Origin of the sequence: Candidatus Methanoperedens sp. BLZ2, assembly GCF_002487355.1 — an archaeon.
GTDB lineage: Archaea > Halobacteriota > Methanosarcinia > Methanosarcinales > Methanoperedenaceae > Methanoperedens.
This window is the reverse complement of the sequence record NZ_NTMG01000082.1, coordinates 35,998-60,917: the sequence shown is the minus strand read 5'-3', so window position 1 is coordinate 60,917 and position 24,920 is coordinate 35,998. Positions and strand designations below refer to the sequence as shown.

Here is a 24,920-nt window from a genome sequence, read left to right as displayed (position 1 = left end):
AATATGTTTTTACATGTTCACTTTTAGCTATTTTTCGCTTGAGGTTTCCCCTTCTTTTTTGCAAGATGATTAGCTATTAATAAGATACAAACCATCATCATAAAAGCAAATACAACAGAAATATAAAAACCATCGACTGCATTAGGGCGTTTATCTAAAATATCCAAAACAACAGGATATACAGCAAAAAAACTCACAAAAGTTGCAATAAGAACTTCCACATAGAATCCAAAATCCTTTTCTACTTCTATTCCCGACTTACTCAATTAAATCACTCCTTGACATGAGAGTTGTGATGTATATGAAAATGGATGTGAAAATAGTGTGAAGTTGTTTTGAGGTTTATTTCAAGAGCTCTACACATAACTCTAAATTATATGCAGTTTTCAGAACTTTCTTTCAAATTCCTTTCCCTGCATCATCGAATGACTTACCCCTGTAAATCAAATCATAAACATTCTTTTCAATATCACTAACAGGCGCCCGCACCTGCTTCATCGTATCCCGATCCCTGATCGTCACAGTGTCGTCCTCAAGCGTCCGGTAATCCACAGTTATCGAATAAGGAGTCCCTATCTCATCATTTCTCCGGTACCGCCTGCCGATAGTTCCTGAATCATCAAAAGCCACGAGTATTCCAGCTTTCCTGAGTTTACCTACGATCTCATTCCCGGGTTTTCTCAATTCATCGCGAGAAAGAAGAGGCAAAACCGCAGCCTGCACAGGCGCCACTTCAGGGGGCAGGCGCAATACGATTCGTTTGCCTTCATTTTCTTCCTCTTCATCATCTGCTTTTTCTTTTGTTTCTTCTTCAAAATATGAATGTTCAAGCAGTGAATACGTGATCCTGTCAATACCGAATGATGGTTCTATCACGTGCGGAATTATATTCTCTCCATGGATTTCCTCTGTTACTGTTTCAAATTTCACGGATTTTTTATCGATCTTGATTTTTTCGCCATCAACTGTTACTTCTATTACATCACCTGAAAGTTCTTCCGGCCTCAGCGCTTTCAGGGCATTTGCAACCTTTCCTGCTTTTCCCTTGAACATGGGTCCAAGAACTCCCATGTCTGGTTTGACAACGAATTTTTGGACTTTTCTGGGAGTATCGTATGAAACATAAACGCTTAATTCCTTCTCGCTCTGTTTTGCATGGGCTTTCAGGTCAAAATCAGTCCTGTCAGCGATGCCAACAACTTCCACCCACCCGAACCTGTCACTCAATATCTCGGCATCCCAGCAATCCGCAGCATAGTGTGCCATCTCATCCTTCATGTGCTGCCTGAACCGCAATTTTTCAGGGGAGACACCAACCCGAACAAGGAACTGATATGTCATGGCAAGACAGTACGCAAGGAATTCATGGGCTATGATCCCGTTCTTTACAGCATCGCCAAGTGACATTTTTGTGGTTTCACCGCTTACCTGGCCATTCTGTGAATACAGGTTCATGGCCAGATCAGCGACCTCCTTAAATTTCGGATGTGTCTTGTCCCTCGGATCGATGAATATCTCTGCTTCAGCCTGTGTGAATTCACGGAGGCGTATAACGCCCTGGCGCGGTGATATCTCATTTCTGTAAGCTTTGCCAATTTGTGTTGCACCAAAGGGCAGGTGGTCGCGGTAGAATTTGACAAGGCGCGGGAAATCCACGAACATTCCCTGTGCTGTCTCGGGGCGAAGGTATCCTATTCGCTTTCCACCGGGTCCGATCGCAGTTTTGAACATGAGATTGAACTCATACACGTTACCGAGCTTTCCGCCGCATTCAGGGCATCTGACATTATTTTTACCAATAATATCCGTAAGCTCTTCTGAGCTCAGGGTATCCGGATTTTCTATTATATCCTTGACAAGATGATCTGCCCTGAAATCTTCATGGCACTTCTGGCATTCAGTCAGGGGGTCTGAGAATCCGCCCACATGCCCGGATGCAATAAATATGTCTTCAATACCGATCGTGGGCGCTTCGATCTCGTAATAACCTTCATTTATCACAAATATGTCACGCCAGATATTCTCAACACGGCGCTTTAGCATCGCGCCAAGTGGTCCGTAATCGAAAAAACCTGCCGTACCGCCGTACAGCTCAAATGAGTTCCATAAGAATCCGCGGCGCTTTGCCAGTTCAAGCACCTGTTCGTATTTGTCAGCCATGAGGGCTTAATACATGTTTCAGATTTATTATACTTACTCAGATTGGGTGTAAATTTTTAGTTATATTGTCAATAACTTACGTTCTGTTCCCTTAACTCATTCAAATTCTAATTTAAGTATGAAGCCTTAGCCTTAATTTCCAGCAACTTTCGGGATTTTTTAGGAGTTAACTCACCGCAAAGGACGCAAAGAGTAGCAGTAAATTCTTTGCTTCCTTTGCGCTCCTTGCGGTGGGATTATCCCATCGAATATTGTATTCTACAGATAATTTTCTTTGCCATCAGTCCAATGAACTGGTTTCAATTTTGTCAAGAGTTTTATCAACATCACTCTCTTCATTAAGCCTTGAAAGTACATCCATTACTTTTCCTATCGGCACATCAATATTTTCTGCTATCCTGGAGATTGAATACACCTTATTATGATATTCGATTATAAGTTCCTCTGTTACTCCTTTTGCTATGTATTTTCTGGCAATTCCCATATTTTCATCAACTTTTATTCTTTTTAAGATTTGTCTATATCTCTGGGTCTAAAGTATATATTTTTTTAAACGGCGCCAAAGTATCCCTACGCTTTCCTTTTTTCCCATCCCTCAAATACAATTTCACAAGCGCATCCTCAACCCTTGTCAGTTCCTCACCCTCAAACTCCTCAAGATCAATATTCATCCTTTCTGCCATTTCAGCGGCTTTATTGGACACAGGCACATCTATTTTCCACACTCCTCTTAACTCCCGCAGGAATATCTGGGACGTAACCTCGCCAATCCCTTTAAACTCCATTAACTTACTTTTCAGCTCTTCGGTGTTACCCGATTGTGCATGTAGCTCTTCCAGCGAGCTGTATTTTTCCTTGAGTTCCTTCATTATGTTCAGCAGTTTTGTTGCAGTTGAAAAATCGTATCTCACATACCCGCCTTCATCCAGTATCCTCACAAGCTCATCCCAACCCGCATCAAGGATTTTCTCTGGGCTAAGAACTCCATATTTTTCCAATGTCCTGTAAGTCTTCATTGCTATCTTTTCGCTTATCCTTGCGCCGAAAAGGATGGAGGCGAGGAACCATTTGAACCTGCCCGACGGCTTTGTTATATCTATCCCCAGTTCTTCACTGTATAATGGGAAGCTGGAACACAAGGTTTTAATTCGGTTCATATATTATCATCAGAAATTTTACGGAAGATTATAATTATTGAAATCCCAAACATTAATAGTATTATGCCATTTTTACCGGATTTCTTTCCTGCTGACACATCCAGGGAATCCCTGCTCGCAGCCCAGAAGCTTGTTTCAGAGCAGGTAATTATAAGAGACGATTTTGGCGAGCTGCATCTCATTGGAGGCGCCGACCAGGCATTCATAGATGAGAGAATAATTTCCTGCATTGTGGTTCTGGACTATGTTTCCCTTGAATTGATCGACTGCGTCTTTTCGATCCAGGCTGTGAATTATCCATACATTCCCACTTTCCTGAGTTTCCGTGAAGGCCCTTCCATCGTGAGCGCTTTTAATAAACTCAAAACAAAACCGGATATCCTTATGGTTGATGGCGCAGGCATAAACCACCCCCGCAGAGCTGGCATTGCCACGCATATCGGTGTGGCGCTTGATGTGCCCACAATAGGGATTACAAAGAAAATCTTATGCGGCTCGGGGGAAGAACCCTCAAGTGCCGGTGAAGCGACCTCTCTTATCTATAAGGGGCGCGATGTGGGGTGGCTGCTAAAATCGCAAAAGAGAAGCAGACCGATAGTAGTAGCGCCAGGACATCGGGTTTCACTTGAAAGTTCTCTTTCTATTGTTAAAGCCTGCATTCGCAGCCACAAGCTTCCCGAACCGACCAGGCTTGCACACAATTATGTGACTGAATTCAAAAGGAATATATCGATCTCATCAGACATTATCTTTTAAATGAGGAGACTTTTGGAATTCAAAATAAGTACATGAGTTGTCTTTACAGCGGATGATTTTTCCTGTTACTGATTTATTTTTTATCTCAAGCCCGATAGCGCTTGGCTCTGCTATTCCTGGTACTGTTGCGCTTCCCGGTGAAAGCAATAGCACCTCGCTTTTATGGGCTATAGGGTGATGGAAGTGCCCGAAGATCAATACATCCACACCCATTTCTTTTGCAAGGTAGCGAAGGCCGTCTGTATTTTCTGATGTGAGCTGCCCTTTGTGGATGATTCCGATATTTATTCCCTCGACCTTGATCACCTTGCGCTCAGGCAGGAGCTTCATAAGTTCGGGACTGTCGGTATCACCATGAACCGCAACGAGTTTTCCCAGGGAATCAAGCTCATTATAGCAAACAAGTGTTTCAAAATCCCCTGCGTGGATGATAAGGTCGCAGCTTTTGATTATTGAAATAAGTTCTTCAGGGAGACGCGAAAGGAGTGATTGTCCCTGTTTTATGTGGGTGTCCGAAAGGAGGATCAGATTCATTTGTTACTCCCTCTTTGCATTTTTCCCTTAAGATTATCGAACAAAAAAGAGGAGGGGGTTAAAAACGTGGCTTATTATTTTAAAAAATTCTACTTTAACTCCCCTATCTCAATTAATAATTCATGATAATAGTATATATACTTATTCGTGCTCCTGGCTGTGTGTAGAGTCCTGAAATTATTTCGCCAGGATTTTGCGGAAAAAGACAAAAATAGAAGTTTTCCTTTCCTCCCTTTATCCATTGGTTAAGTATATATCTTAATACAGAGATAAAAAGGTTAATAGTTGAGGTACAAGGACAACATTTCCGGAGGAGAATTTTCATGACACTTGATTCAAGAATATCAGAGCTGGCAAAAGCAGCAAAACCAACAGTAGCGATCATCGGTCTTGGAGGAGCGGGCTGCAACATAGTCTCATGGATAGCCCAAAAAGAGATGGCAGGAATCAAAATTATCGCAACGGATACTGATGCTCCTCATTTATTAGAAGTGAAAGCCGATATGAAAATCCTGATGGGAGAAGAGGCTTATGGGGGAAAGGGGTGCGGCGGTTATGCAGAACGAGGCACAGAAGCGGCAAGAAAGAGCATACAGGAAATAAAAAAGGAACTTGCCGGTTCAACCCTGATATTCATAATAGCAGGAATGGGTGGAGGTACCGGCACAGGCGCTGCTTCAATAGTAGCTGAGGCAGCACAGGAAGCAGGAATATTGACAATAGGCTGCGTAATGATGCCATTCAATTATGAACTCTCAAGGCGAAAGAAAGCTATCACCGGAATAAAATCCCTTGCCGACAATTGCGATTCCCTGGTCGTGATAGACAATTCAAGGTTGAGGGATATTGCAGGAGCCCTGCCTTTGCGAGAGGGTTTTGCCGTAGCGAACGAGTTTGTTGGCGCTTTCATAAAAAATATTTCTGAAACAATTACCCATGCAAGTCTTGTGAACCTTGATTATTCAGACCTTCGAAGCATAGTTGAGCGTGGAGGAATATCAGCTATCGGAATAGGCGAAGCGCAAGGGGAGAAACGCATACAGAAAGCAGTTGAACTGGCTCTTGCATCACCGCTTCTTGATGTATCTGATATTTCAGGGACATATGGTGTGCTTATTCATATTACAGGCGGCGAAGACATGACACTGGGTGAAGTAACGCAGGCAGGTGAGATCATTCTCCAGAAGGCGCCAAATACAGGACGAATCGTGTGGGGGGCAAAAATTGATGAATCCCTCGAAGGAACCGTTAAGGTTACAGCAGTGCTGACAGGCGTTTTAGATCCAAAGAAACTGGTATAATGATTGAAATTAATGATTGAAATATATGTTTTTGACTTTAAAAGACCGCATCGATAACCTGTGCGATTACACATACAATTTCACATGGCAGAACAATAAGATCCGTCCGGGAACAATCATCCCTTCCCAGGCTGGTACGAATTACACTTATTCTGATCTTGTAAATGAGTTGAAGAAAGGAAAGGAAGTGCATATTTCAGGTAATGCAGGCAAAGGCCTGGGTTATAGCATGGGAGTGAACCTCAAGCATTTCGGAGGAACAGGAGCTATTGAAAATACAGGAAAACTCTACATCGATGGGGATGTCTCATCAGAAATGGGGATGGGGATGGTTTCAGGAACCATATATGTTAAAGGAAATGTAGGGCAGCCCACTGGAAATGTGATAGAGGTGGTATCGGATGAATCAGGTTACAGGAAGTTTCGGTCTATTACAGATATCCTGTGCAACAGAACAGGGAAAGATGTTCTTATTAAGAACAATTATGATGACAGAAAAAAACATTTACTCCTCGATGACGGAATCCTGCGAGGGACAATAGCTGCAAGATGCAATTGCGAGGCTGTAGTCACAATTGAGGGTGATGTCTACAATGGAACAGGGCTTTTGATGCAAAAAGGCAGGATCCAGGTCACAGGAGATGCAGGCATGAATACTGGCGCACATCTTGATGGCGGTCTCTTAATTGTTGAAGGAACAGCAGGTGAATTTGCCGGGGCATATATGAAGAAGGGCACACTTATTTTAAATGATGCAAAGGGATATGCCGGGGCCAATATGAAGGATGGGGCGATCTTATCAAAGAAAAAAGTCAATGTTTCGCCTCCAGTAGAAGAACTTGACATAGCGCAGGAGGATGCTAAACTGATTATGAAAAATCTGGGCATTGGTCATGTCGAAGCTATGAGCTATCATAAATACGGGATAGTGAAGGAAAGACTCATCAGGATGAGGGATGGGTCGGTAGTTGTAAGAAAGGTTGGGGAGTGATCAGGAGCAAGTTTGAATATGTATTTATGGTTAGGACAGAAAATATACAACTTTAATAAAGGATCCTGTGAACCAAATATAGGTGATTCTTTTTCTATTTCACGGGGTCCATCATCGTCCAAAATGAGTATGGGGGTTTCACCGGATTTAAAGAATTCATAAGAGGATTTATATAAAGTATTTTCAATTTTCTGTAAATTTATTATTATGAAATCTTTATCACAATTACATTTTTCCGCTAATTTTCCCTCTATTTTTCTAAAATCTCTCGATTTCAACTGCATTATTTTTCTTTTTTTCATCGGATTCAATTTTCTGAGGTCTATTTCATATCCTCTCTTCAATAGATTTCTATTTTCTAAATCATTTATTAACCTATAAGCATTGCTGTCTTTGTTTGATAATATTTTTATAAAAAGTCTACTATCATCTAATGATAGATAATTGTTTAAGAAATCATCACTATCAAATTTGAGTAAATTTGTGCCCAAAATTTCATCACGAACGGCTATTTCAACAGCTCGATTAAGCATATTGTCTGTGATAGCTCTCACATGATGATAATACACTTGTGTGTGCATTAAAAACCGGGCCAAACGATAACTTTCAATAGCATCCTGCCCTTTTTTTAAGATTGCAATCTCCGACCTATCTCCATCGACTATTTTTTGTATTGTATGAAGAATCCTTTCAAGGTCGAATATACCGTATGCCACTCCTGAATGGTAGGAGTCTCTTCTTAAGTAGTCCAATCTATCTGCATCAATGTTCCCCGAAATAATTTTTCTATTAACTGTATCATTTTTTTCATCAAATAATAAAAGAACGTCGTCTTTATGGCCCCCCATAATCCTGTCTAGATCACGATCTTCCTCTATTATCCGCAATGTAATACTTTCGTGGCTGATTCTTTGGTTATTTATATTCTCAAGAATGGTTTCAAAGTTGTGAGATAAAGGCCCGTGCCCTATATCATGGAGCAAAGCTGCAATTCGAATAATTGCAATTTCAGTTTCATTTAATCTTAACTTCTCTGCCATTCGATTTGCTATGTGAAGGACACCAAGTGTATGCTCAAACCTGGAATGGCATGCACTAGGATAAACTAAATGGGTATTTCCAAGTTGTTTTATTCGTCTAAGTCTTTGAACAACCGGTGTTCCTAAAAGTTCCAGTTCTGTATGAGTGAGCCCAATGAAACCATAAAGAGGATCTCTAAAAAACTTTTCAAATTCGAGCATTAATTAGCCTGAACAAGATTTAGCTGCTTTAAAAGTTCGACCGCATTGTTAATCTGATCCTGAGATAACTTCCATCCAAAAGATTCCGCTATCGTTGTTATCTCTTCAGTTGTCATAGGTGTACCCTGTTTTAATAATATATAATTTAGTTTTGCTGCCCAAGATAGTATATTTACGTCAAGATCCGCGGTCTTTTTGCAGATTTTAACAAAATTAACAATTTCACTATATTCTTTTGCGTGTTCCTTTTTAATATGTTCAATTATCTCATTGCCACCATCAGAAATTGTATAGCAATATCTTTTCCAATCACCAGAAACTGTAAAACCAGTTGTTTCGCGGGTTTCAACTTCTTCTTTTACAAAGTCAAGGTATGTAAGCTCTTGAATTATGCTTGAGACATCTGAACTATATGGGCCATAATAGTGAGGTCTGTAGTTAGCATTAACTAGATTAAATAAGGACTCAAAGTAAATCAATTTTTGAATCGTAGTACGTCCTGAAATACAGCCTCCTGCGGCTTTAATTGTTACTAATATCGCATCTGCAATTTCCATTTAATCCCTCTGATAGCCTCTTATAACATATAATTTATTTAATAGTATTTAAATTCCAATGAACTCTAATGGTATGAAAAGATATAGCTCTTAACCAAGAGTGGGGTGAAAGTATTAAGCAATCAAAAAAACGTTTTATTGATGCCACAACTTCTTGAATTCATGAAGGTAGGAGTTGCTTGAGTTAAATTTATATATCGTCACTACCATGTTAGTGTGTCACATACTAACATAAAATTTATACAAAGGTGATCATAATGTCAGAAATTGGTAAGAAAATAAGACTTGAACGGATCATGGACAGGGAAAGCAGGAATATGGTAATAATTCCGATGGACCATGGGATTTCCATGGGACCTGTAAGGGGAATTGTAAATCTTGCAGAGATGGTGAACAAAGTTGCAGACGGAGGCGCAAACGCGGTCCTTTTACAAAAAGGGATGGCAAAACACGGCCACCGCGGCTACGGAAGGGATATTGGTCTAATCATACACATGAGCGCATCCACGTCGCTTGGGCCTGATCCCAATGATAAGGTGCAGGTGTGCACAGTAGAAGAAGCAATTAAAATGGGAGCAGATGCGGTAAGTGTTCATATTAACATTGGTTCGGAAACAGAAGCCGACCAGCTGCAAAAACTTGGCTCGGTCGCAGAGCAGTGCGATGCCTGGGGGATGCCCCTGATCGCGATGATGTACCCGCGCGGAAAGGACATAAAGAACTCAAATGACCCTGAACTTGTTGCCCATGTGGCAAGAGCAGGCGCTGAATTGGGTGCAGATATCATAAAAACAAATTATACGGGCGATATAGATACATTCAGGACTGTAGTAGAAGGTTGTCCTGCTCCGGTCGTTATGGCAGGAGGCCCAAAGACCAATACCGATGAAGAGTTCCTCGAAATGGTCCGCGGAGCAATTGATGCAGGCGGGCGAGGCGTTGCGATAGGCCGAAATGTATTCCAGCATGAAAATCCAACTGCCATGACCCGTGCACTGACACTTGTCGTTCATAAAGGCCTGAGCGTGGAAGATGCCATGGAGGCTGTGCGGTGAAAAAAACCAAGTCAGTGTGGATAAAAGCAGACGGAAGTACCTGGGAAGAAAATAAGCCTCGTGTCACGACTGGTCTTGAATCCGGGGCTGACACTGTATTTTTGAATGCAGGGGACATTCCAAAAGTCCGGGAACTGGGAAATATCAAGATCGCTGCGCCGTCTGAAGACGCCGACATAGTGGTAGTTGGTAAAGAGAGCGAAGGTGATGGAACAACCAAACTCCCCGCAGACTTTGCAAACTCTGAGGATATTGCACAAGCTCAGCATTTAACAAGGGAGGGCAAAACCGTTGCAGGCTATGTAGTTATCAAGAACAAGAAATATGAGCAATTCGCGGTTGAACTTGGGAAATCATGCGATTATCTGGTTGTGATCGGAACGGACTGGAAAGTCATCCCTCTTGAAAACCTGATCGCAGGTTTGCAGAAACTTGATGTTGAGATAATAGCAGGCGTTCAGAATTCAGAAGAAGCAAAACTTGCCCTTGAAACGCTTGAGCATGGCTCAGATGGAGTGCTTCTTGATACTGATAATCTTTCCGAGATAAAGAAAGTTACAGCGGTCAGGGACAGGTCGGGAATGGAAAATATCCCCCTGGTTAAGGCCACTGTGACAAAAGTAAAACCCGTTGGAATGGGCGACAGGGTATGCGTGGATACCGCCTCCCTGATGGTACTTGGTGAAGGAATGCTCATTGGTTCGCAAAGCAACGGATTGTTCCTTGTGCATTCGGAATCCGAGGAAAGCCCGTATGTAGCAGCGCGCCCGTTCAGGGTTAATGCAGGAGCTGTGCATGCTTATATCAGGGTCGGTGAAAAGACTCGCTACCTCTCGGAGCTTGCATCGGGAGATGAGGTCCTGATAGTGGATTCTGAAGGTGAAACCCGTCCTGCCGTCGTGGGAAGGGTCAAGATAGAGCGCCGCCCGCTGATGCTTGTGGAAGCAGAGGTTGAAGGGACAAGGATAAAAACATTGCTTCAGAACGCAGAGACCATAAAGCTTGTAGGAAGCGATGGTAAGCCCGTTCCTGTGACCGCGCTTAAGGAGGGCGATGAGGTGATGGTATATTTTGAGGCGACAGCAAGGCATTTCGGGATAAAGATAGAGGAGACGATTATTGAGAAGTAAGCTTCCGGCGTGGGCATAGTCTCTAAGGCGCTTGAGGAGAGTGCAGGAGGCAGGCTGCGGGGCAGCCGGCGCGCACTTTGCCCGGCGCTGTTCGAGCACAGAGGTTTCAGGGTGGCGGAACCGTGAAGTCTACATTATTAACAGAATTCTGAGGTCTCCATATGTTTTCTTAAACAGCTCGATTGCCAAACTCTCGGCAATCTTTTTGCCTTCATCGGTCAAACAATAATTTTGAGAGCGATAATATCTTAAAAGTCCTTTTTTATGCAGGTTTTTAATAGTTTCATGCAGATTGCCATGATATTTAGAGGGCAACTTTTTGCGTATGGTTGCTTCATTGATGTTCTTATTCTGCGATACATGCAGCTTACCAAGTAGCTCAAGGACTTTGCGTTCATCATTAGTAAGATCCATGTAATTCATTTGAAGCTCAAAAAGGTAAAGAACTTTATAAATACAGCGCAAAAGAGTTAAGTAGTATAATTACTAAACTTAAAGACTAAATATTAAACTGGAGATATGCCATGTATGTGTTATCAGAACTTTTTGGAGATTGCCCTCAGGTCAAAATAGTTGAAACATTTGCAGAAAATCATGATGAAACCCTATCAGGCCCTGATATCTCACGAATGACCAGTATAACAAAAGCAACGGTTTATGCTCATATAAATAAATTATTACAAGAAGATATTATTAAAAAAGTAAAAAAGGTCGGGAATACGCAGCTTTACCAGCTCAACCATGATAATCCAAAAGCAAAGATCATCTTAATGCTTGAGCGATTTATTGTTTCAGAACGCCTTGGAAAACTTGTCGAAAAAGAAAAAAGAGGCGCAGTTAAAATTATTGGCAGGTCACATGCTACTGAAGCTGAAGAAATAACATCAGCATAGATGTTAGTGAAGGGCGCCGACTCCAGGTTGCGGGTCGGCGCGGGGCAGCCGGATGCGCGCACTTTGCCCGGCGCTGTTCGAGCGCAGAGGTTTCAGGGTGGGATTCAGTAATTGGCGCCGCAGAGATGGCAAAAGGCGCAAAGAGTTATAGCGAATACTTATGAATTTACGGGTAATAAATGAATATATTGACAACACGTATCTTCATGGCAGCGAAGTTTTTGTCATAATTGAACGAGAAAGGTCGACGCCGAGGTAGGGATTTGAACCCTAGCTTACCGGAAGGTAAAACAGGTCTCGAGCCTGCCGCGTTAGTCCGCTCTGCCACCTCGGCATGGAGTATGCTTTTAATATAGTTGATTTGCTATTAACCTTTTGAATGATATCAGTGAAAAAGGTGTTTCATGAGGCTTGACTCCTATGTTGTGGAAATCGGCAATGTCGGTTCCAGGGGCAGGGCAAAACGCGCAATAATGGAAGGGCATGTCAAAGTAAATGACAGGGTCATAACCAGACCTTCATTTGATGTCGCATATTCTGATAGAATTGAAATAACACCAGGTCTGGACAAGCCCGCAGGGTATTGGAAACTTAAAGATATACAGGAGAAGACAAATATAATTAAAAAAGGCGGTACTGTCCTGGATGTTGGTTCAAGCGCAGGAGGCTTCCTGTTGCATGCATCAGAGCTTGCCTCTTGCGTTCACGGAATTGAATTCAGCCACGAATTCCATTCTGAACTTGGAAAAATAGCACATGAACACGAGAATATCACAATTGAATTCGCTGATGCTTTCACGATGGCACATGACAATGAAAAATATGATGTTTTGCTTCTTGACATTACAGTGGAACCACAAAGTTCATTAAAAGCTCTTAAGAATCTGCTTCCTGCATTGAAAAGAGGCGGGATGCTGCTTTGGGTCTTAAAATTGCCAGAAAAAAGTGATATTGATAGTGGAACAATTATTGAAGAATTATCATTGATGGGATTTAAGATCATACAAATAATGAAAGCGCAGAAAAAAGAAGAATATGTTATAGCAAGGAAATTATGAAAAACCAGTTCGATTTTGATTTAGAGAAAATAATAAACATCATAAAAGAAAAGCACTTTAAAAAAGTCGGGCTCCAGTTTCCCGAAGGTTTTAAGAGACAGGCTTTTTCCGTTTCCCAGATGCTTGAAGAACGAACAGGAGCAGACATTTTGATATCAGGAAATCCCTGTTTTGGGGCGTGTGATATCGATATATCCCTTGCAGGAAAAGTCGAGATCATGTTCCATTTCGGGCATTCAAAGATGGGTAATTTCGACAATGTGGTTTTTATTGAAACGCGCTCTAATGTTGATGTTTTGCCGTGTGTAAAAACTGCACTTCCACTTTTAGCGGCCAATAAGATCGGCCTCATAACCACAGTCCAGCACATACATAAACTGGATGAGGTCTCCAATTTCCTGCTGGAACATGGAATGGAAGGGATAACGGGAAAAGGTGATTTAAGAGTAAGTTATCCCGGACAGGTTCTTGGATGCAATTTCACGGCAGCACGTCTTGATTGTGATGAATATCTTTATATCGGCAGCGGTATTTTCCATCCACTCGGTGTGGCGATCGCCACGGGAAAAAGAGTAGTTGCGGCAGACCCATATTTAAACAAGGCAATCGAAGTATCTCCTGAGAAGTTCTTGCGAAAGCGAAGCGGATATATTGCAAAGTCAATGGATGCAAGGGTCTTTGGAATCATAGTTTCTTCAAAAACCGGACAGAACAGGATAGATCTTGCAAAAAAACTTGTGCAAATTGCAGGGGAGCATGGAAAGAAGGCACAAATTATTATAATGGATCTTGTGACGCCTGAACAATTACTGGCTTTTAAAGTAGATGCATATGTTAATACTGCTTGTCCGAGGATCACTATCGACGATGCAGAAAGATTCCATGTACCAGTCCTTACGCCGCAGGAATTTGAAATTGTCCTCGGGGAAAGAATGTGGGATGCGCTGGTAATGGATGAGATATTGGAAGATAAAATGCAAGAATTATTGTGAGAAGTGGTTGAAAAAATAATGATTCTTATTTCAACTTATTTTGCCATCTGGAAATATGCTTTTCTTGCACCTTCTAAGTCCTTTGCAAAAATCCTGTACCTGCCTATATGATATGTCATATTTTATACCTCCTGTTTCTTTTTTGAGTTTTGTTTCTCAATGAAAAACACCTGTCGATATATCCAATAAGTAAAAGATATTTCAAGGTATATATAGGTGCATTAAAATTTTAATGCTTAGTATAATTGTCATTATTATGTTAATTTTAGCAGCATCAATTCTTGTGGTTGGAAATCGCCCACCGGGTCAACGGGCATTAACTTATGATAATAAGGTCAACCGTACAAAATATCAGGGGGATGTCTCCCAATCTTGATTTAAATTAATTTTTTCCAATTGGCAGTTCTCTGATACGGATTTGTGTGTCTTCAATAATTACAATCACCCCTGCATAATCAAAGATGTCTTTATCCTTTGATTTTGACATTCCAAGCTCGCTTACTCTTATCGCTTCATATCCCAAATTCTTTAAAAAACGGACAGTTTTTGGGGACAATGGCATGTCCACGAGGAACTTCATGCTGTTACCGTGATCGTTTTTTCTGAAGTCGCCCATGAAGCGAAACTTAATGTCTGCCTTATATCCTCTTCTTCCAGCTCAGGATAATCCTCTAAAATTTGATGTATAGTTTTACCTGTTGCAAGTAATCGCAGGATAAATGGGACAGGTATTCTTAAGCCCCTTATACAGGGTTGTCCGGACATGACTTCGGGATCAATGGTGATTCGATTAATAATCATATTCTTGTATATTCACGCCATGAATATAAATTCTACCCACTTATCAAATCCTTCTCCTGTTTTGAGGCTCATCTTAAGGACATCAATACGCGGATTGATGATACGGGCATCTCTTACCATTTTATCAGCATCTGCATTTACGGCTTCTGCAATATCGATCTTATTTATGATAATAAGGTCAGCCGTGCTAAATATCAGGGGATGTTTCTCAACAATATCATCCCCTTCACTGACGCTTACGATCACAATCCGTTTATGCTCCCCAAGTTCAAAATCCGCGGGGCAGATGAGGTTTCCCACATTTTCTATGAACAATATATCCAGTTTATCAAGAGGAAGCTTGGAAAGTCCGTGCTCAACAAGGTGGGCATCCAGGTGACACTCCTTTCCTGTGTTCAACCCTATCACAGGTATGCCCAGCTTTTCAAACCTGGATGCATCAAGGCGTGCTACTACATCCCCCGCAATGGCGCCGATCCTGTAACTATCCCCCAGCCGCCCAATAGTCTTTTCGATCAGTAATGTTTTCCCTGAGCCTATTGCGCCCATGATATTAAAAGCTGTAATTCCATATTTTTCAAGGGTGGTCCGGTTGTTTCTCGCAAGTTTTTTATTTGCTTCCAGAACATCGTAGCCGATCGATATATCTTCAGTGGTATGCATGATTCATCGGATGATTATTAGATCAAAAGGGATACTTATTTGTTATCTTTAAGTTGGAAAATAGACTATAGAAGAGGATGGTTTCAGGATTTTGATAGATTCGCGCCAAATTGATGAAAGCTATAAGACGATTATAAAACACAAATTTGATCGTGTTCAGTTTTTGGGCCTAATGAGTCCCCCGTTAAACAACCGTGAAATGAGACATTATCCAATATTATTATAAATCATGGAAATCAAACCAATATTGTGATAAATTTAGATAAGTACGAAAATCTCTTCATAGAGAAAAAGTTAGAACATGTTGGAGAAGCCAAAAGCTTTCAAAAGTCATTGATTTTAGAATGTTTGGAACTATTCCAATGTTGCTTGGATAGTAAATCCAAAGATAAATTAATTGAACTATGGTCAGATGAATTAATTACACGAATGATTAATTATGTAGATCGTTCCATATTTTATGAAAATTTATTTATATTTTGGGATAAAAAATTAGTGTCGAAAAATTCAAATATTTTCACCATTGAAAACGCTATTCATACTTTTTATCCAATATTTTGTCAAGAGATAGAAGGACCTCTTAAGAATTGTTTATTGGTTGTTGATTTCATCCTACGAGTAAAAGGAAAAGAGGAGCTAACTTGGTCAAATTTCAAATATAAAAAAAATAATAAACGTACAAATAACTATAAATATATTCCCGAAATTTTATCCAGTCTTGAGGGGTCCAGTAAAAATACAAAATTCATTAAAGAAGTTGTCAATGGGCTTAATTCTGATCCATTAAAAATCAGGACTTTGAGGAACGCTGGAGCACATAGCAATTATATATACTACAAAGATATTAATTCAATCATGATTTACTCTGAAAATAGTGAGGCGGTTAAGATACCTGCTATGTCTTTCCTGCAACTTTTTTCAATGACTGAAGATTTATTAACAATTTTTCATCTCATAATTCATTTAGGTTGTAGAAGAATTGAAGTATTAAAATGATTCACTATATAAAGTATTAACTATTAATGTATTTTTAAACATGTAACATATTTTCATAAGGAACTCATTTGAAAAATCCCTCCTTACCCACTCATTTATGTAGGTCCAGAGAGTGATATAACACAAACCATAGTGTAATAGGCTTCTATGCAGAAACATTTTAAATTTATTTCAAATGAACAAAGAATATCTATAAAAATCATAAGTTTTATATCAATTATATCACCATTTAAATGGTACATAGAAACAAAGGTAAAAAATATGAGGAATAGTGGATATTGATCAATATAAAGTGAGTTAAGATAAAATGGACGTTATCGCAACGACAGCAATTATCGGAGCTATTCTAGGTTTCTTTTCTATATTATGGCAGATATACACTTATCTCAAAGAAAAAGAACCAATAGGAAATTTAGCGATGAATTGTCAATCAAATTTTTTAAACGGTGAGCGGTATATAATCGTAACTACCAAATTAGAGAATAAAAGTAAAAGCAAGTTTAAAGTAAACATAGCACAATTATTCATAGATGAAGGTATTGGTGAAAAAGATCTTTTATCATATCCAGAATTAAGAGATACAGAAAAAGGACATAAAGATTGTAAAATAAGTGAGTTTGCCGAAAAAAATTATGAATCGATTTATCCTATACACTTATTACCAAAAAACTATTCAGATAAGTTTAGTAAATGTGTTAATTTATTCTATTTCTCTCAACAACTTTCATACATTTTTCCTAAGCAAGGGTATGAAGAAACTAGCATTATTTTTATTCCTAGAGACGGTTTTTATAGAGTTATGTGTATAATTAAACCTAACAAAGGGCCTTGTATGTGTAGAAGCATGATTGTTCCTATTATTAAATAGGATGTTTATATAACAAAACAAGTGGGTTTTTTGAGTTTCTGTTTCGTATCATTTTGAGTGAAATATAAATAGAAGTTCAATAGAAATTATGTGAATTTGTCGTTTGTACTGGCATCATTCAACCGGAGTTATATCTTCATTAGTGCCATATACGCATCTTTACAAAATTATGACTTTAATTACTAACGGGCGGGAATGCATCTCCAAAAATTTCAGGACCTTCAAGACCTCTCAATCTGTAAACTGCAACCATAATCTCTAAGGCATTTATTTTGACCCATAATATCTTGTTCAAATGTATCAACTTGTTGAAATTTTATAATATTTTCTTCAAAAATATATTCTGTAGCATCGCATACCTTATTTAAATTTAACTCGTGTTTAATAATTAATTCCTCCCTTTCCATATGGTTTAATTATTATTCTAATTTCTCTAAGACTAATAAGCGTTTCGGTAGAAAAGAAATATTTGCCTGTGAGAAAATTTTTTTAACTTTCTAATCGAGTTTATAATATAAATCTTCAAGAGAGATATAAATTTCATAATATTAATCAGAGGTAAGTTAACATAAACAATTTCCATCTTTTTCGCTTGCAGAATATATGTTTGCTTTGCATCCTCCTGAACATATATATCTATATGAGCATTTGCATTGGGACGCTATTCTGACTTTCCTTAATTTTTCCTCATGCCACACATCCAAAATATTGGTATGTTGTTTTTGATTATCAATTTGATATCCTTCTACACTTCCACAAAGACTAATGATACCTTTATAATCCATATGAATATGCGTAATACCAGCTGGACAGCCATACAATGTCGCCTGTTCCGATATAGAAGTTATGGACGGAAAGCCGCTCACTGCAATTTCAAGACCTTGTTTGGAAAATACATCATGAATTTCTTTTAATTTTTTTCCGATTTCATTTCTCTCTGAATCACTTATGCGTTTAAGCTGTTTTCCCCGCCCAATGTCAGACAAAGCTAAATATCGCAAACTGTTCGCTCTAAGATTCAACGCAAGTTCGGGTATGCTATATATGTCCTTCTTGTTTATTTCGAGTAGGGTGAAAGAAATCCCAACTTTGATGTTTTTTGACCGTAGTAGCTTAACTGCATCGCACGCTTTTTTGAAAGATCCCTTGCATCGGGTTATACTCTCATGTGTGTTAGCTGAAGCACCGTGAATACTGATTTGTACATAAATTGAATATTTTGCTAAGATTTCTGCAACTTTTGGCGTAATTAGAATTCCATTAGAGCTTGTGAATATGGACTTTATTCCATAATCCCTTGCTGTTTTTATTATAGATTCAAAACTGGGATGAAGGAGTGGTTCTCCCCCCATCACAAACAACTCTTGAACTTTAAATCTTTCACATTGTTCTAGGATTTTCTTAATTTTGTAGAAAGAAAGGAAGGATTCAGATGTCCCGGAATCTCTAGAACAATGAACACAAAGTGCGTTGCAATTGTTGGTTATGTCAAGTTCAAATGTTATTGGGCTTAGAGAAAAGTTTGTCCAGTTCTTACCTTGATACTGTTTTTTATACGCATATGCTTCTGAAGAATAAGAGAAGTTGTTCTTGCTAGGGATAAATCGAATTCCACCAATGGCATTAAGTTCCTCTAATTCTTTCTTCCATTCTGGATGGTCAAATAGATGCTGAGATAATGTTTTTTCTTCCCTGTCCAAATCAATAAACATTTCAAAATCATCCACAAAATATGCTGCTGTGCCAATGAATATTAGACCACCAAAATTGAAAGGAATAGCTGACATTGGAGTCAAACTAATATACAGTTTTTGCTGAAAATCAAGAAAAGATTTCCGTCTACTTGCATATGAGATATTTGGAATAGCACAGGGGAGGTACACTTCTGTAGAATAGGTTTGCATATGAAAAACTTCTCTTTTCATGTAGTATATATACATTTGTTTTTACGGTGAGTGTCAAGTCTTCGGTGGATAGAGAAGGCTATATAAAATTCGGTTGATGGATTGCTAAAAATAGAGAAGGGTGTAACCCCTTTTATTTTTATCTGAATAGAAAATACAAGGTTTTCCCCATACACCAATGTTTCCGATTCGTTTTCCAGCACTACCAGAAACACTAAATTTTCGTCCTTGAGCTATTGGGGAGACATATATTTTTTTTGTGGACTTTTTCTTCCCTGTTTTTTTTGACTTTATTTATTCCTTCTATATTGATTCCACACCGAAACTCATATACTATTTTTCCTTCCATATCCTTACACATGCCACTCCATAGTCTCTGTTGATGCATATTCCAACATATTTTCCTTCATTATCTTACCTCTCAAGTGGTTTTTCGCAGAATACGACCATTCGGATGTTTTTTATGCACTTCGACAGCTGCACGGAAAGGTCTAGTCACGAAGTCAACCGATGTGGTCATGTTGGTAATCGTTACCATGCTACCCTATAAGATTATTGTAGGCATTGACATGTTGTCTCCAATTGAAACGGTATCTTCAAAATTTCAAGAAATAAACACTTCCCGAGCCCGAACGATAAAGATTAAATATAACGGTCAATCATAAAGAATATGGGAGTCTTTCAAGAATAAGTCTACCATTATGATAAAATATGAGCTTCGTTGAACGGGTGAAAAAAAATCTTGAAGGGAAGCTGCGTATCGAAGATGGCAACTGCGGCACGACACACAAGGTTTTAAGAGAAATATCACGGCAGGGTGGGAAAGCGATTGTCTGGGAGCGCCCGGATGGGGTTTACTCGAAAATACTGGATAATAAGGGGAATGTGGTTGGTGAAGGGGAAGGCATAACATGGCCTCCTGCGATCCTGTTTGCAATGGTTGAAGGGGGATTTTTCCCGGAGGATATCGGATCAGAGCTGACAAAGTCCCTGCAATGTATTATCGACATGGAAAAGGTAGCCGACATATATGGTTACGGCAGGGTGGTCACTCCTGTAGCTTCAGCATATAATGAGGTCTGGAAAAACGGGGGGCACGTTGCCATAAGGCGCAATTCATGGGGTATAGAGGTGGTATTCATCGATAAAGAGGACAAAGAAATAGCGGTCGGCCCGATATCCTATTGTCCCACGTGCGGCACAGCGGCGACAATACCGCGCGCTCCGGCTCTTGCAGCAAAGATCAAAGAAGAACTGAAGGATAAGCGCAACACCGGAAAAGACAAATACGAACGCAAAATGGAGAATCACTTCTTCTTCAAGAACGATAAGGTATGCTGTGAGATTATTGAGAATGGGCAATTACTGGGAAGGGCCTCACGGTGCTGTATAGCATACGCAGGAGTGGTTGCAGAAGTACATTCAGGAATTGCAGGACCGAAATGGGGAGCATTATTCAAGGAATATTGTAAGATATGTCCAACAAAACTATGCAGGAAAGGAAAAAATACAGGAGAGGAAGCAAATAATCTTCTTGTTTCACTTGAAAAGAAGAACCTGAAGACAGATGTCAGGATGGATACATATATTACTGCCACGGTTAAAAAAGAGGGTGGGCTTTTGGGTGAAGGTATAGGGACAGTCTGTGCATTTTCGTCATTGATGTATGCCAAAGCCAGATGCATCCAGCTAAGGTCTGAAATAGAGGTCGTAAGGGAATAGTGAGCTAAATGCATGAAATATCTATAGCAGGAGCAATAATTGAGTCGGTGCTGGATGCCGCTAGAAAAAATAATGCCATAAGAGTTAAAGAGGTTTTTCTTGAGATCGGGGAACTGACAGCGCTAAATCCGGATCAATTGAAGTTCATCTTTGAAACAATTACTGCAGGAACTATTGCACAGGGGGCCACATATAATATCCAGGTCATTAAACCCGTGATAAACTGCACGAAATGTTCCTATAACGGCCCGATAGAATTCTTTGAAAAACTGCATTTTTTCCTGCCTACAATAAAATGCCCGCGATGCGGTGAAACTGACGTAGAAATTGTGGGCGGACGGGAATGCTGTGTCAGGAAAATAAATATATCCTGAATAATCAAAATGATAAGTAGAGTATAAGATAAGCGGGAAGGGGAGTGGGTGGTATCGTTGAAAAAATGAACCCGCTTATCTCGTTCGTTTTTACGCGAACACTTCTATCATCTATTGCCCGGAATAAATAGTTTTCGCTTGGTTAATGATACTCAGTATTTAAATGAAATAATTATCCATGAAATTAGTAAAACAAGGCAAGCTATAATATAATATCCGTTAATTGTGCCCCTATGTTCACAATAAAAGATCATCTTGAAATCAAGAATAATCATCTTATGATCGGCGGCGCTGATACCACCGTCCTTGCAGAACAGTTCGGAACTCCCCTGTACATTACAAATGAATCCCGCGTCATCGGTAATTTCTCAGCATACAGGAAGGCTTTTCCTGATGCTGATATAAATTATGCGGCCAAAGCCAATGGAAGCTTTGCCATCATCAGGATACTTGCACGGGAAGGAGCAGGCGCCGATGTTTTCAGTTTCGGTGAGCTTTATATGGCGCTTCTTGCCGGGATACCGCGTGAAAAAATCCTTTTTAACGGCAATTCAAAGACTGATTTTGAACTGCAAAAAGCAGTAGAGATAGGGATAAAAGTCTCTGTGGATTCTATTGATGAACTTCACACATTATCAAAAATAGCCGATTCCCTGGGTAAAACTGTAGAGATCGCATTCCGTGTCAATCCCGACGTCTCTGCGAAGACCCATCCAAAAATATCAACAGGACTTCGAACTTCAAAATTCGGAATTCCCTCAGAAGAAGTTGTGGATGCATATAAAGAGGCGAACGGGCTTCCGGGGATCTTACCGGCTGGCATTCATTGCCATATCGGTTCCCAGATACTGGATACAACGCCTTTCACCGAAGCCACCCATAAAATGATGGATCTTGTTGAAAAAATCACGGGGCTTGGAATAAATCTTAAATTCGTAGACATGGGCTCAGGTCTCGGGATACCTTATAAGAAGGATGAAGGACAGGCTCCAACTCCTCTTGACCATGCAAAAGCGATCCTTCCGGTATTTGAAGAAAGAACAAGAGCTCTTGGAATATCAATATCACCAAGACTTGTGCTTGAACCCGGACGTTTTATTGTTGCAGATACGACTATCCTCCTGGCACGCGTCAATACAGTAAAGAAAGCAGCCAGGAATTTTGTGGGTGTAGATGCAGGTTTTAATCTTCTTGTCCGCCCCACAATGTATGACTCATATCATCACGTTGTAGTTGCGAATAAAGCAAATTCCAGACCTGCGGACACTTATACGATCGTCGGGCCAATATGCGAGACCGGGGATATTTTCGCAAAGGATAGAACCCTGCCGCACATTGAAAAAGGCGACCTGATCGCCCTATTGGATGCCGGTGCATACGGTTTTAGCATGAGCAGCCAGTATAACGGAAGACCCCGATGCGCTGAGGTGCTGATTAAAGATGGAGAGGCAGATGTCATCAGGAGCCGGGAGGACTTTGTGGATCTGCTTAACGGGCAGAAACTTCCGGCAAGGTTGATGTGAAGTGCTACCATAGACTTTGATTCTTTATGAAATATGATAGACCCCGTTGATAATTTTGAGATTCCCGCTGAATGGATAAAACGAGCAAGCATACCACTTGATGAACTCAAATTACGCATATCCAGCGGACGTTATGTTCTTCTTTCGGATGGCTCGCTTTTGCGGCGAGGGTTTACAACAGGGACAACTGCTGCTGCTGCGGCAAAAGCTGCGGTCTTATCCCTTAAAGGGGATATTTCGGAACTTTCTGTTCCCACACCTGTGGGTATCCGTGTTTTCCTCCCTGTTCATGCAAAGGATGGGAAGGCTTCTGCGATAAAGGATTCAGGGGATCATTCAATTGATGTGACCGGGGGAATAGAGATCCAGGCCGAAGCAAAAGAAAATGAGACAATAATCATTAAAGCAGGATATGGCATTGGTTCAAAAAATGGCAAACCAGCAATCAATCCTTCTCCGATGCGGCAGATAGAGGAAGCTATAAAAGAGGCGCTTCTTGAAACGGGCTCAAGAGGAGCTTTGGTTACGATTTCAATCCCCCGGGGTAAGGAAATTGCGAAAAAAACGCTTAATGAAAAGATCGGGATAATTGGAGGACTTTCCATTCTGGGAACAACTGGCTTTGTAGAGCCATGGAATGAACATCTGGGTGAGACGAAGGAAGAACTTATCGAAAAAGCCGACAAAGTTGTTCTTACAACAGGAAGAATCGGGATGCGCTTTTCCAGCATGCTTTTTCCGGGATATACCGTGATCCTTATCGGGAGCGATATCTCAAGAGGTCTTGCCGCTGCAAAAGGTGAGGTAGTAATCTGCGGTCTTCCCGGGCTTATATTGAAATGGGCAAATCCGGATATCTTAAAAAATAGCGGTTACCTTACCATCCAGGAAATGATCGATGCTAATCAGGAAAATCCTGTTATTGACCGGGCACTTGATGAGGCAGTCAGGGTATCGGGAAAAAGAATTGTGCTATTGGACAGGAACGGGACAATTTTTCGTGATACCCATGAACGAAATATCAATCCTATCAATCCGGATGGAACTTTATGAAAATTATCGGTGTGGGCGCAGGTCCAGGTCTTCTTACAGAAGAAGCGATAAAGGCAATAGAAAATGCCAACATAATATTCGGATCAAAACGGGCTATTGAACTGGCAAAAGAACATATAAAATGCAAAGCGAATATACTTACGGATTATACTTTGCAAAACCTTCCCGAAAATGCGGTCATCCTCTCCACAGGAGACCCGATGCTTTCAGGTCTTGGGAAGTATGCAAAATTGGAAGATGAAATTATCCCCGGGATCTCATCAATGCAGATCGCATGCGCAAGGCTGAGGCTTGAAATTGACAATATTGCTATCATTACCGCCCATTCAAGGGATATTGGAATTGTTAAAGAACGGATATTAGCGGATTTAAGAAACGGAAAAAATATTTTTCTGCTTCCCGACTCCTCTTTTGGTGTAAAAGAAATTGCAGGTTTCCTTAAAAATGAGGGTTTTTCAAAGAAGATCTCTGTTTGTGAGAAACTTGGTTATCCCGATGAGCGCATAGTGACCGGAACTACTGATAAGCCTCCGGTCGCTGGATCTGATATGTATTGTGTGATAATTACGGATTTTTGAAGATTTCCATGAGAAAAATGGATTTGTGTTTTTAGTAAAAACTAAACGTTTTGAACTTATCTTTGCGACTTTGTATGAAAAAAATTAACAACTAACTCAACGAACTGAAACGAACTCACGCTACCGGAGTTCGTAACAGTTCATTTGTCCAGTATGCTCCTGATCCTGTCGATAAGTTCCTGCCTTCCGAATGGCTTTATGATATAATCATCGGCTTTTAATACATGGAGCCCAAGCATCTTGTCAATATCCCGGTCGCTGACAGTCAGGATAGCAACAGGAATGTCCTCGTATTTTTTTTTTATCTCATGAAAAACTTCCCACCCATCCATTCCAGGCATCATGAGATCTAACAAAATCATAGAAGGCTTTTCTATTTTTAGTTTTTCAAGACACTCTTTACCGCTATATGCGGATATGACCTCAAACCCTTCTGTTTCAAGAACTAATTTTATCAGATCCACGGTGTCGGGTTCATCATCCACTACCATTATCTTTTCCATTCATATCACCAAAATACATTACCCAAATACCTGCATGTTTTCATTGTGTCCCCATTAATAATTAATTGTTTTCCAAGTGTAAATAATTGCTCTTTTGGAACCTTGTTATC

Annotated in this window: 29 protein-coding genes and 1 tRNA gene; 15 read left to right on the top strand and 15 right to left on the bottom strand. The window is 40.2% G+C overall.

Annotated features, from left to right (window positions below; translation table 11 throughout):
- Positions 1 to 23 precede the first annotated feature (23 nt).
- The 4 genes from CL181_RS17750 to CL181_RS17735 form a co-directional block, all read right to left on the bottom strand.
- Complete coding sequence (locus tag CL181_RS17750; protein WP_097300655.1) at positions 24 to 266, bottom strand: hypothetical protein; 243 nt, start codon at positions 264 to 266, stop codon at positions 24 to 26.
- A 133-nt stretch (positions 267 to 399) separates the two neighbouring features.
- Positions 400 to 2,160, bottom strand: a complete 1,761-nt coding sequence (glyS, locus tag CL181_RS17745; RefSeq protein ID WP_097300654.1) for a glycine--tRNA ligase — start codon at positions 2,158 to 2,160, stop codon at positions 400 to 402.
- Between the two features lie 280 nt (positions 2,161 to 2,440).
- On the bottom strand, positions 2,441 to 2,644 hold the full coding sequence (locus CL181_RS17740; protein WP_097300653.1) for a hypothetical protein: 204 nt from the start codon (positions 2,642 to 2,644) through the stop codon (positions 2,441 to 2,443).
- Between the two features lie 34 nt (positions 2,645 to 2,678).
- On the bottom strand, positions 2,679 to 3,317 hold the full coding sequence (locus CL181_RS17735; protein WP_097300652.1) for a hypothetical protein: 639 nt from the start codon (positions 3,315 to 3,317) through the stop codon (positions 2,679 to 2,681).
- Between the two features lie 63 nt (positions 3,318 to 3,380).
- On the opposite strand from CL181_RS17735, the gene CL181_RS17730 reads away from it, so the two are divergent.
- Entirely contained in the window at positions 3,381 to 4,073 is a 693-nt protein-coding gene (locus CL181_RS17730) for an endonuclease V (protein ID WP_097300651.1), read from the top strand.
- Here the strand turns inward: CL181_RS17730 and CL181_RS17725 are convergent.
- Positions 4,056 to 4,607, bottom strand: coding sequence for a YfcE family phosphodiesterase (locus CL181_RS17725; protein WP_097300650.1), 552 nt, complete (start codon positions 4,605 to 4,607; stop codon positions 4,056 to 4,058). The genes CL181_RS17730 and CL181_RS17725 overlap by 18 nt on opposite strands.
- A gap of 323 nt (positions 4,608 to 4,930) precedes the next feature.
- Here CL181_RS17725 and ftsZ point away from each other — a divergent pair, with 323 nt between their 5' ends.
- Positions 4,931 to 5,908: a cell division protein FtsZ gene (gene ftsZ / locus CL181_RS17720; RefSeq protein ID WP_097300649.1), complete on the top strand. Its 978-nt coding sequence runs from the start codon at positions 4,931 to 4,933 to the stop codon at positions 5,906 to 5,908.
- Between the two features lie 25 nt (positions 5,909 to 5,933).
- Complete coding sequence (locus tag CL181_RS17715) at positions 5,934 to 6,899, top strand: formylmethanofuran dehydrogenase (protein WP_097300648.1); 966 nt, start codon at positions 5,934 to 5,936, stop codon at positions 6,897 to 6,899.
- Here the strand turns inward: CL181_RS17715 and CL181_RS17710 are convergent.
- Both CL181_RS17710 and CL181_RS17705 read right to left on the bottom strand, forming a co-directional pair.
- Positions 6,821 to 8,140 carry an HD domain-containing protein gene (locus CL181_RS17710; RefSeq protein ID WP_097300647.1) on the bottom strand — a complete coding sequence of 440 codons (1,320 nt, stop codon included), beginning with the start codon at positions 8,138 to 8,140 and terminating at the stop codon, positions 6,821 to 6,823. The two genes, CL181_RS17715 and CL181_RS17710, sit on opposite strands and share 79 nt — an antisense overlap.
- On the bottom strand, positions 8,140 to 8,697 hold the full coding sequence (locus CL181_RS17705) for a hypothetical protein (RefSeq protein WP_097300646.1): 558 nt from the start codon (positions 8,695 to 8,697) through the stop codon (positions 8,140 to 8,142). The genes CL181_RS17710 and CL181_RS17705 overlap by 1 nt, the downstream gene beginning before the upstream one ends.
- 257 nt (positions 8,698 to 8,954) lie before the next feature.
- Here CL181_RS17705 and CL181_RS17700 point away from each other — a divergent pair, with 257 nt between their 5' ends.
- On the top strand, positions 8,955 to 9,752 hold the full coding sequence (locus CL181_RS17700) for a 2-amino-3,7-dideoxy-D-threo-hept-6-ulosonate synthase (protein ID WP_097300645.1): 798 nt from the start codon (positions 8,955 to 8,957) through the stop codon (positions 9,750 to 9,752).
- Positions 9,749 to 10,882 carry a 3-dehydroquinate synthase II gene (locus CL181_RS17695; protein WP_097300644.1) on the top strand — a complete coding sequence of 378 codons (1,134 nt, stop codon included), beginning with the start codon at positions 9,749 to 9,751 and terminating at the stop codon, positions 10,880 to 10,882. Before CL181_RS17700 ends, CL181_RS17695 begins: the two co-directional genes overlap by 4 nt.
- Positions 10,883 to 11,011: 129 nt before the next feature.
- Here the strand turns inward: CL181_RS17695 and CL181_RS17690 are convergent, their stop codons facing one another.
- A complete protein-coding gene (locus tag CL181_RS17690; RefSeq protein ID WP_097300643.1) occupies positions 11,012 to 11,305 on the bottom strand; it encodes a hypothetical protein in 294 nt (97 codons plus the stop codon).
- A 101-nt stretch (positions 11,306 to 11,406) separates the two neighbouring features.
- On the opposite strand from CL181_RS17690, the gene CL181_RS17685 reads away from it, so the two are divergent.
- Positions 11,407 to 11,775, top strand: a complete 369-nt coding sequence (locus tag CL181_RS17685; protein ID WP_097300642.1) for a helix-turn-helix domain-containing protein — start codon at positions 11,407 to 11,409, stop codon at positions 11,773 to 11,775.
- Positions 11,776 to 12,023: 248 nt separating this feature from the next.
- Here CL181_RS17685 and CL181_RS17680 read toward each other — a convergent pair.
- A tRNA-Ser gene (locus CL181_RS17680) sits at positions 12,024 to 12,109 on the bottom strand.
- Between the two features lie 70 nt (positions 12,110 to 12,179).
- Between CL181_RS17680 and CL181_RS17675 the strand changes: the two genes are divergently transcribed.
- A complete protein-coding gene (locus CL181_RS17675) occupies positions 12,180 to 12,833 on the top strand; it encodes a S4 domain-containing protein (protein WP_097300641.1) in 654 nt (217 codons plus the stop codon).
- The gene (dph2, locus tag CL181_RS17670) at positions 12,830 to 13,825 is read left to right on the top strand and encodes a diphthamide biosynthesis enzyme Dph2 (RefSeq protein WP_097300640.1); all 996 of its coding nucleotides are present in this window, start codon (positions 12,830 to 12,832) and stop codon (positions 13,823 to 13,825) included. Before CL181_RS17675 ends, dph2 begins: the two co-directional genes overlap by 4 nt.
- Before the next feature lie 382 nt (positions 13,826 to 14,207).
- On the opposite strand, the gene CL181_RS17665 is transcribed toward dph2, so the two are convergent.
- The 3 genes from CL181_RS17665 to hypB are packed head-to-tail and all read right to left on the bottom strand — an operon-like array spanning position 14,208 to position 15,289.
- Positions 14,208 to 14,441, bottom strand: coding sequence for a DUF5615 family PIN-like protein (locus CL181_RS17665; RefSeq protein WP_141398958.1), 234 nt, complete (start codon positions 14,439 to 14,441; stop codon positions 14,208 to 14,210).
- The gene (locus CL181_RS17660; RefSeq protein WP_097300638.1) at positions 14,402 to 14,626 is read right to left on the bottom strand and encodes a DUF433 domain-containing protein; all 225 of its coding nucleotides are present in this window, start codon (positions 14,624 to 14,626) and stop codon (positions 14,402 to 14,404) included. The genes CL181_RS17665 and CL181_RS17660 overlap by 40 nt, the downstream gene beginning before the upstream one ends.
- Before the next feature lie 12 nt (positions 14,627 to 14,638).
- Positions 14,639 to 15,289: a hydrogenase nickel incorporation protein HypB gene (hypB, locus tag CL181_RS17655; protein ID WP_097300637.1), complete on the bottom strand. Its 651-nt coding sequence runs from the start codon at positions 15,287 to 15,289 to the stop codon at positions 14,639 to 14,641.
- Between the two features lie 249 nt (positions 15,290 to 15,538).
- Here hypB and CL181_RS17650 point away from each other — a divergent pair, with 249 nt between their 5' ends.
- Both CL181_RS17650 and CL181_RS17645 read left to right on the top strand, forming a co-directional pair.
- Positions 15,539 to 16,285 (top strand): hypothetical protein, encoded by a 747-nt coding sequence (locus tag CL181_RS17650; protein WP_097300636.1) that lies wholly within the window; start codon positions 15,539 to 15,541, stop codon positions 16,283 to 16,285.
- A gap of 307 nt (positions 16,286 to 16,592) precedes the next feature.
- Positions 16,593 to 17,153, top strand: a complete 561-nt coding sequence (locus tag CL181_RS17645) for a hypothetical protein (RefSeq protein ID WP_097300635.1) — start codon at positions 16,593 to 16,595, stop codon at positions 17,151 to 17,153.
- 221 nt (positions 17,154 to 17,374) lie between these two features.
- On the opposite strand, the gene CL181_RS17640 is transcribed toward CL181_RS17645, so the two are convergent.
- Complete coding sequence (locus CL181_RS17640) at positions 17,375 to 17,560, bottom strand: hypothetical protein (protein ID WP_097300634.1); 186 nt, start codon at positions 17,558 to 17,560, stop codon at positions 17,375 to 17,377.
- A 156-nt stretch (positions 17,561 to 17,716) separates the two neighbouring features.
- Complete coding sequence (locus CL181_RS17635; protein ID WP_176505308.1) at positions 17,717 to 19,078, bottom strand: radical SAM protein; 1,362 nt, start codon at positions 19,076 to 19,078, stop codon at positions 17,717 to 17,719.
- Positions 19,079 to 19,768: 690 nt separating this feature from the next.
- Between CL181_RS17635 and CL181_RS17630 the strand changes: the two genes are divergently transcribed.
- The 5 genes from CL181_RS17630 to CL181_RS17610 all read left to right on the top strand — a co-directional run bounded on the left by CL181_RS17630 (position 19,769) and on the right by CL181_RS17610 (position 24,307).
- The gene (locus CL181_RS17630) at positions 19,769 to 20,779 is read left to right on the top strand and encodes a hypothetical protein (protein WP_097300632.1); all 1,011 of its coding nucleotides are present in this window, start codon (positions 19,769 to 19,771) and stop codon (positions 20,777 to 20,779) included.
- A gap of 8 nt (positions 20,780 to 20,787) precedes the next feature.
- On the top strand, positions 20,788 to 21,153 hold the full coding sequence (gene hypA, locus CL181_RS17625) for a hydrogenase maturation nickel metallochaperone HypA (RefSeq protein ID WP_097300631.1): 366 nt from the start codon (positions 20,788 to 20,790) through the stop codon (positions 21,151 to 21,153).
- Positions 21,154 to 21,386: 233 nt separating this feature from the next.
- The gene (lysA, locus tag CL181_RS17620; RefSeq protein WP_097300630.1) at positions 21,387 to 22,676 is read left to right on the top strand and encodes a diaminopimelate decarboxylase; all 1,290 of its coding nucleotides are present in this window, start codon (positions 21,387 to 21,389) and stop codon (positions 22,674 to 22,676) included.
- A 33-nt stretch (positions 22,677 to 22,709) separates the two neighbouring features.
- Positions 22,710 to 23,729, top strand: coding sequence for a cobalt-precorrin-5B (C(1))-methyltransferase (locus CL181_RS17615; RefSeq protein ID WP_097300629.1), 1,020 nt, complete (start codon positions 22,710 to 22,712; stop codon positions 23,727 to 23,729).
- Positions 23,726 to 24,307 carry a cobalt-precorrin-7 (C(5))-methyltransferase gene (locus tag CL181_RS17610; protein ID WP_097300628.1) on the top strand — a complete coding sequence of 194 codons (582 nt, stop codon included), beginning with the start codon at positions 23,726 to 23,728 and terminating at the stop codon, positions 24,305 to 24,307. The genes CL181_RS17615 and CL181_RS17610 overlap by 4 nt, the downstream gene beginning before the upstream one ends.
- 140 nt (positions 24,308 to 24,447) lie before the next feature.
- Here the strand turns inward: CL181_RS17610 and CL181_RS17605 are convergent, their stop codons facing one another.
- The gene (locus CL181_RS17605; RefSeq protein ID WP_097300627.1) at positions 24,448 to 24,810 is read right to left on the bottom strand and encodes a response regulator transcription factor; all 363 of its coding nucleotides are present in this window, start codon (positions 24,808 to 24,810) and stop codon (positions 24,448 to 24,450) included.
- Between the last annotated feature and the right edge of the window lie 110 nt (positions 24,811 to 24,920).

Bases quoted from the DNA above. Each gene is read 5' to 3' on its own strand.
- CL181_RS17615 (WP_097300629.1), top strand. From the start codon at position 22,710: ATGATAGACCCCGTTGATAATTTTGAGATTCCCGCTGAATGGATAAAA.
- CL181_RS17715 (WP_097300648.1), top strand. From the start codon at position 5,934: ATGTTTTTGACTTTAAAAGACCGCATCGATAACCTGTGCGATTACACA.
- CL181_RS17610 (WP_097300628.1), top strand. From the start codon at position 23,726: ATGAAAATTATCGGTGTGGGCGCAGGTCCAGGTCTTCTTACAGAAGAA.
- hypB (WP_097300637.1), bottom strand. From the start codon at position 15,289: ATGCATACCACTGAAGATATATCGATCGGCTACGATGTTCTGGAAGCA.
- ftsZ (WP_097300649.1), top strand. From the start codon at position 4,931: ATGACACTTGATTCAAGAATATCAGAGCTGGCAAAAGCAGCAAAACCA.
- CL181_RS17705 (WP_097300646.1), bottom strand. From the start codon at position 8,697: ATGGAAATTGCAGATGCGATATTAGTAACAATTAAAGCCGCAGGAGGC.
- CL181_RS17640 (WP_097300634.1), bottom strand. From the start codon at position 17,560: ATGGAAAGGGAGGAATTAATTATTAAACACGAGTTAAATTTAAATAAG.
- CL181_RS17740 (WP_097300653.1), bottom strand. From the start codon at position 2,644: ATGGGAATTGCCAGAAAATACATAGCAAAAGGAGTAACAGAGGAACTT.
- CL181_RS17725 (WP_097300650.1), bottom strand. From the start codon at position 4,607: ATGAATCTGATCCTCCTTTCGGACACCCACATAAAACAGGGACAATCA.
- CL181_RS17690 (WP_097300643.1), bottom strand. From the start codon at position 11,305: ATGAATTACATGGATCTTACTAATGATGAACGCAAAGTCCTTGAGCTA.
- hypA (WP_097300631.1), top strand. From the start codon at position 20,788: ATGCATGAAATATCTATAGCAGGAGCAATAATTGAGTCGGTGCTGGAT.
- CL181_RS17710 (WP_097300647.1), bottom strand. From the start codon at position 8,140: ATGCTCGAATTTGAAAAGTTTTTTAGAGATCCTCTTTATGGTTTCATT.
- CL181_RS17675 (WP_097300641.1), top strand. From the start codon at position 12,180: ATGAGGCTTGACTCCTATGTTGTGGAAATCGGCAATGTCGGTTCCAGG.
- CL181_RS17685 (WP_097300642.1), top strand. From the start codon at position 11,407: ATGTATGTGTTATCAGAACTTTTTGGAGATTGCCCTCAGGTCAAAATA.
- dph2 (WP_097300640.1), top strand. From the start codon at position 12,830: ATGAAAAACCAGTTCGATTTTGATTTAGAGAAAATAATAAACATCATA.
- lysA (WP_097300630.1), top strand. From the start codon at position 21,387: ATGTTCACAATAAAAGATCATCTTGAAATCAAGAATAATCATCTTATG.
- CL181_RS17730 (WP_097300651.1), top strand. From the start codon at position 3,381: ATGCCATTTTTACCGGATTTCTTTCCTGCTGACACATCCAGGGAATCC.
- CL181_RS17735 (WP_097300652.1), bottom strand. From the start codon at position 3,317: ATGAACCGAATTAAAACCTTGTGTTCCAGCTTCCCATTATACAGTGAA.
- CL181_RS17635 (WP_176505308.1), bottom strand. From the start codon at position 19,078: ATGAAAAGAGAAGTTTTTCATATGCAAACCTATTCTACAGAAGTGTAC.
- CL181_RS17605 (WP_097300627.1), bottom strand. From the start codon at position 24,810: ATGGAAAAGATAATGGTAGTGGATGATGAACCCGACACCGTGGATCTG.
- CL181_RS17665 (WP_141398958.1), bottom strand. From the start codon at position 14,441: ATGGGCGACTTCAGAAAAAACGATCACGGTAACAGCATGAAGTTCCTC.
- CL181_RS17700 (WP_097300645.1), top strand. From the start codon at position 8,955: ATGTCAGAAATTGGTAAGAAAATAAGACTTGAACGGATCATGGACAGG.
- CL181_RS17645 (WP_097300635.1), top strand. From the start codon at position 16,593: ATGGACGTTATCGCAACGACAGCAATTATCGGAGCTATTCTAGGTTTC.
- CL181_RS17660 (WP_097300638.1), bottom strand. From the start codon at position 14,626: ATGATTATTAATCGAATCACCATTGATCCCGAAGTCATGTCCGGACAA.
- glyS (WP_097300654.1), bottom strand. From the start codon at position 2,160: ATGGCTGACAAATACGAACAGGTGCTTGAACTGGCAAAGCGCCGCGGA.
- CL181_RS17630 (WP_097300632.1), top strand. From the start codon at position 19,769: ATGAGCTTCGTTGAACGGGTGAAAAAAAATCTTGAAGGGAAGCTGCGT.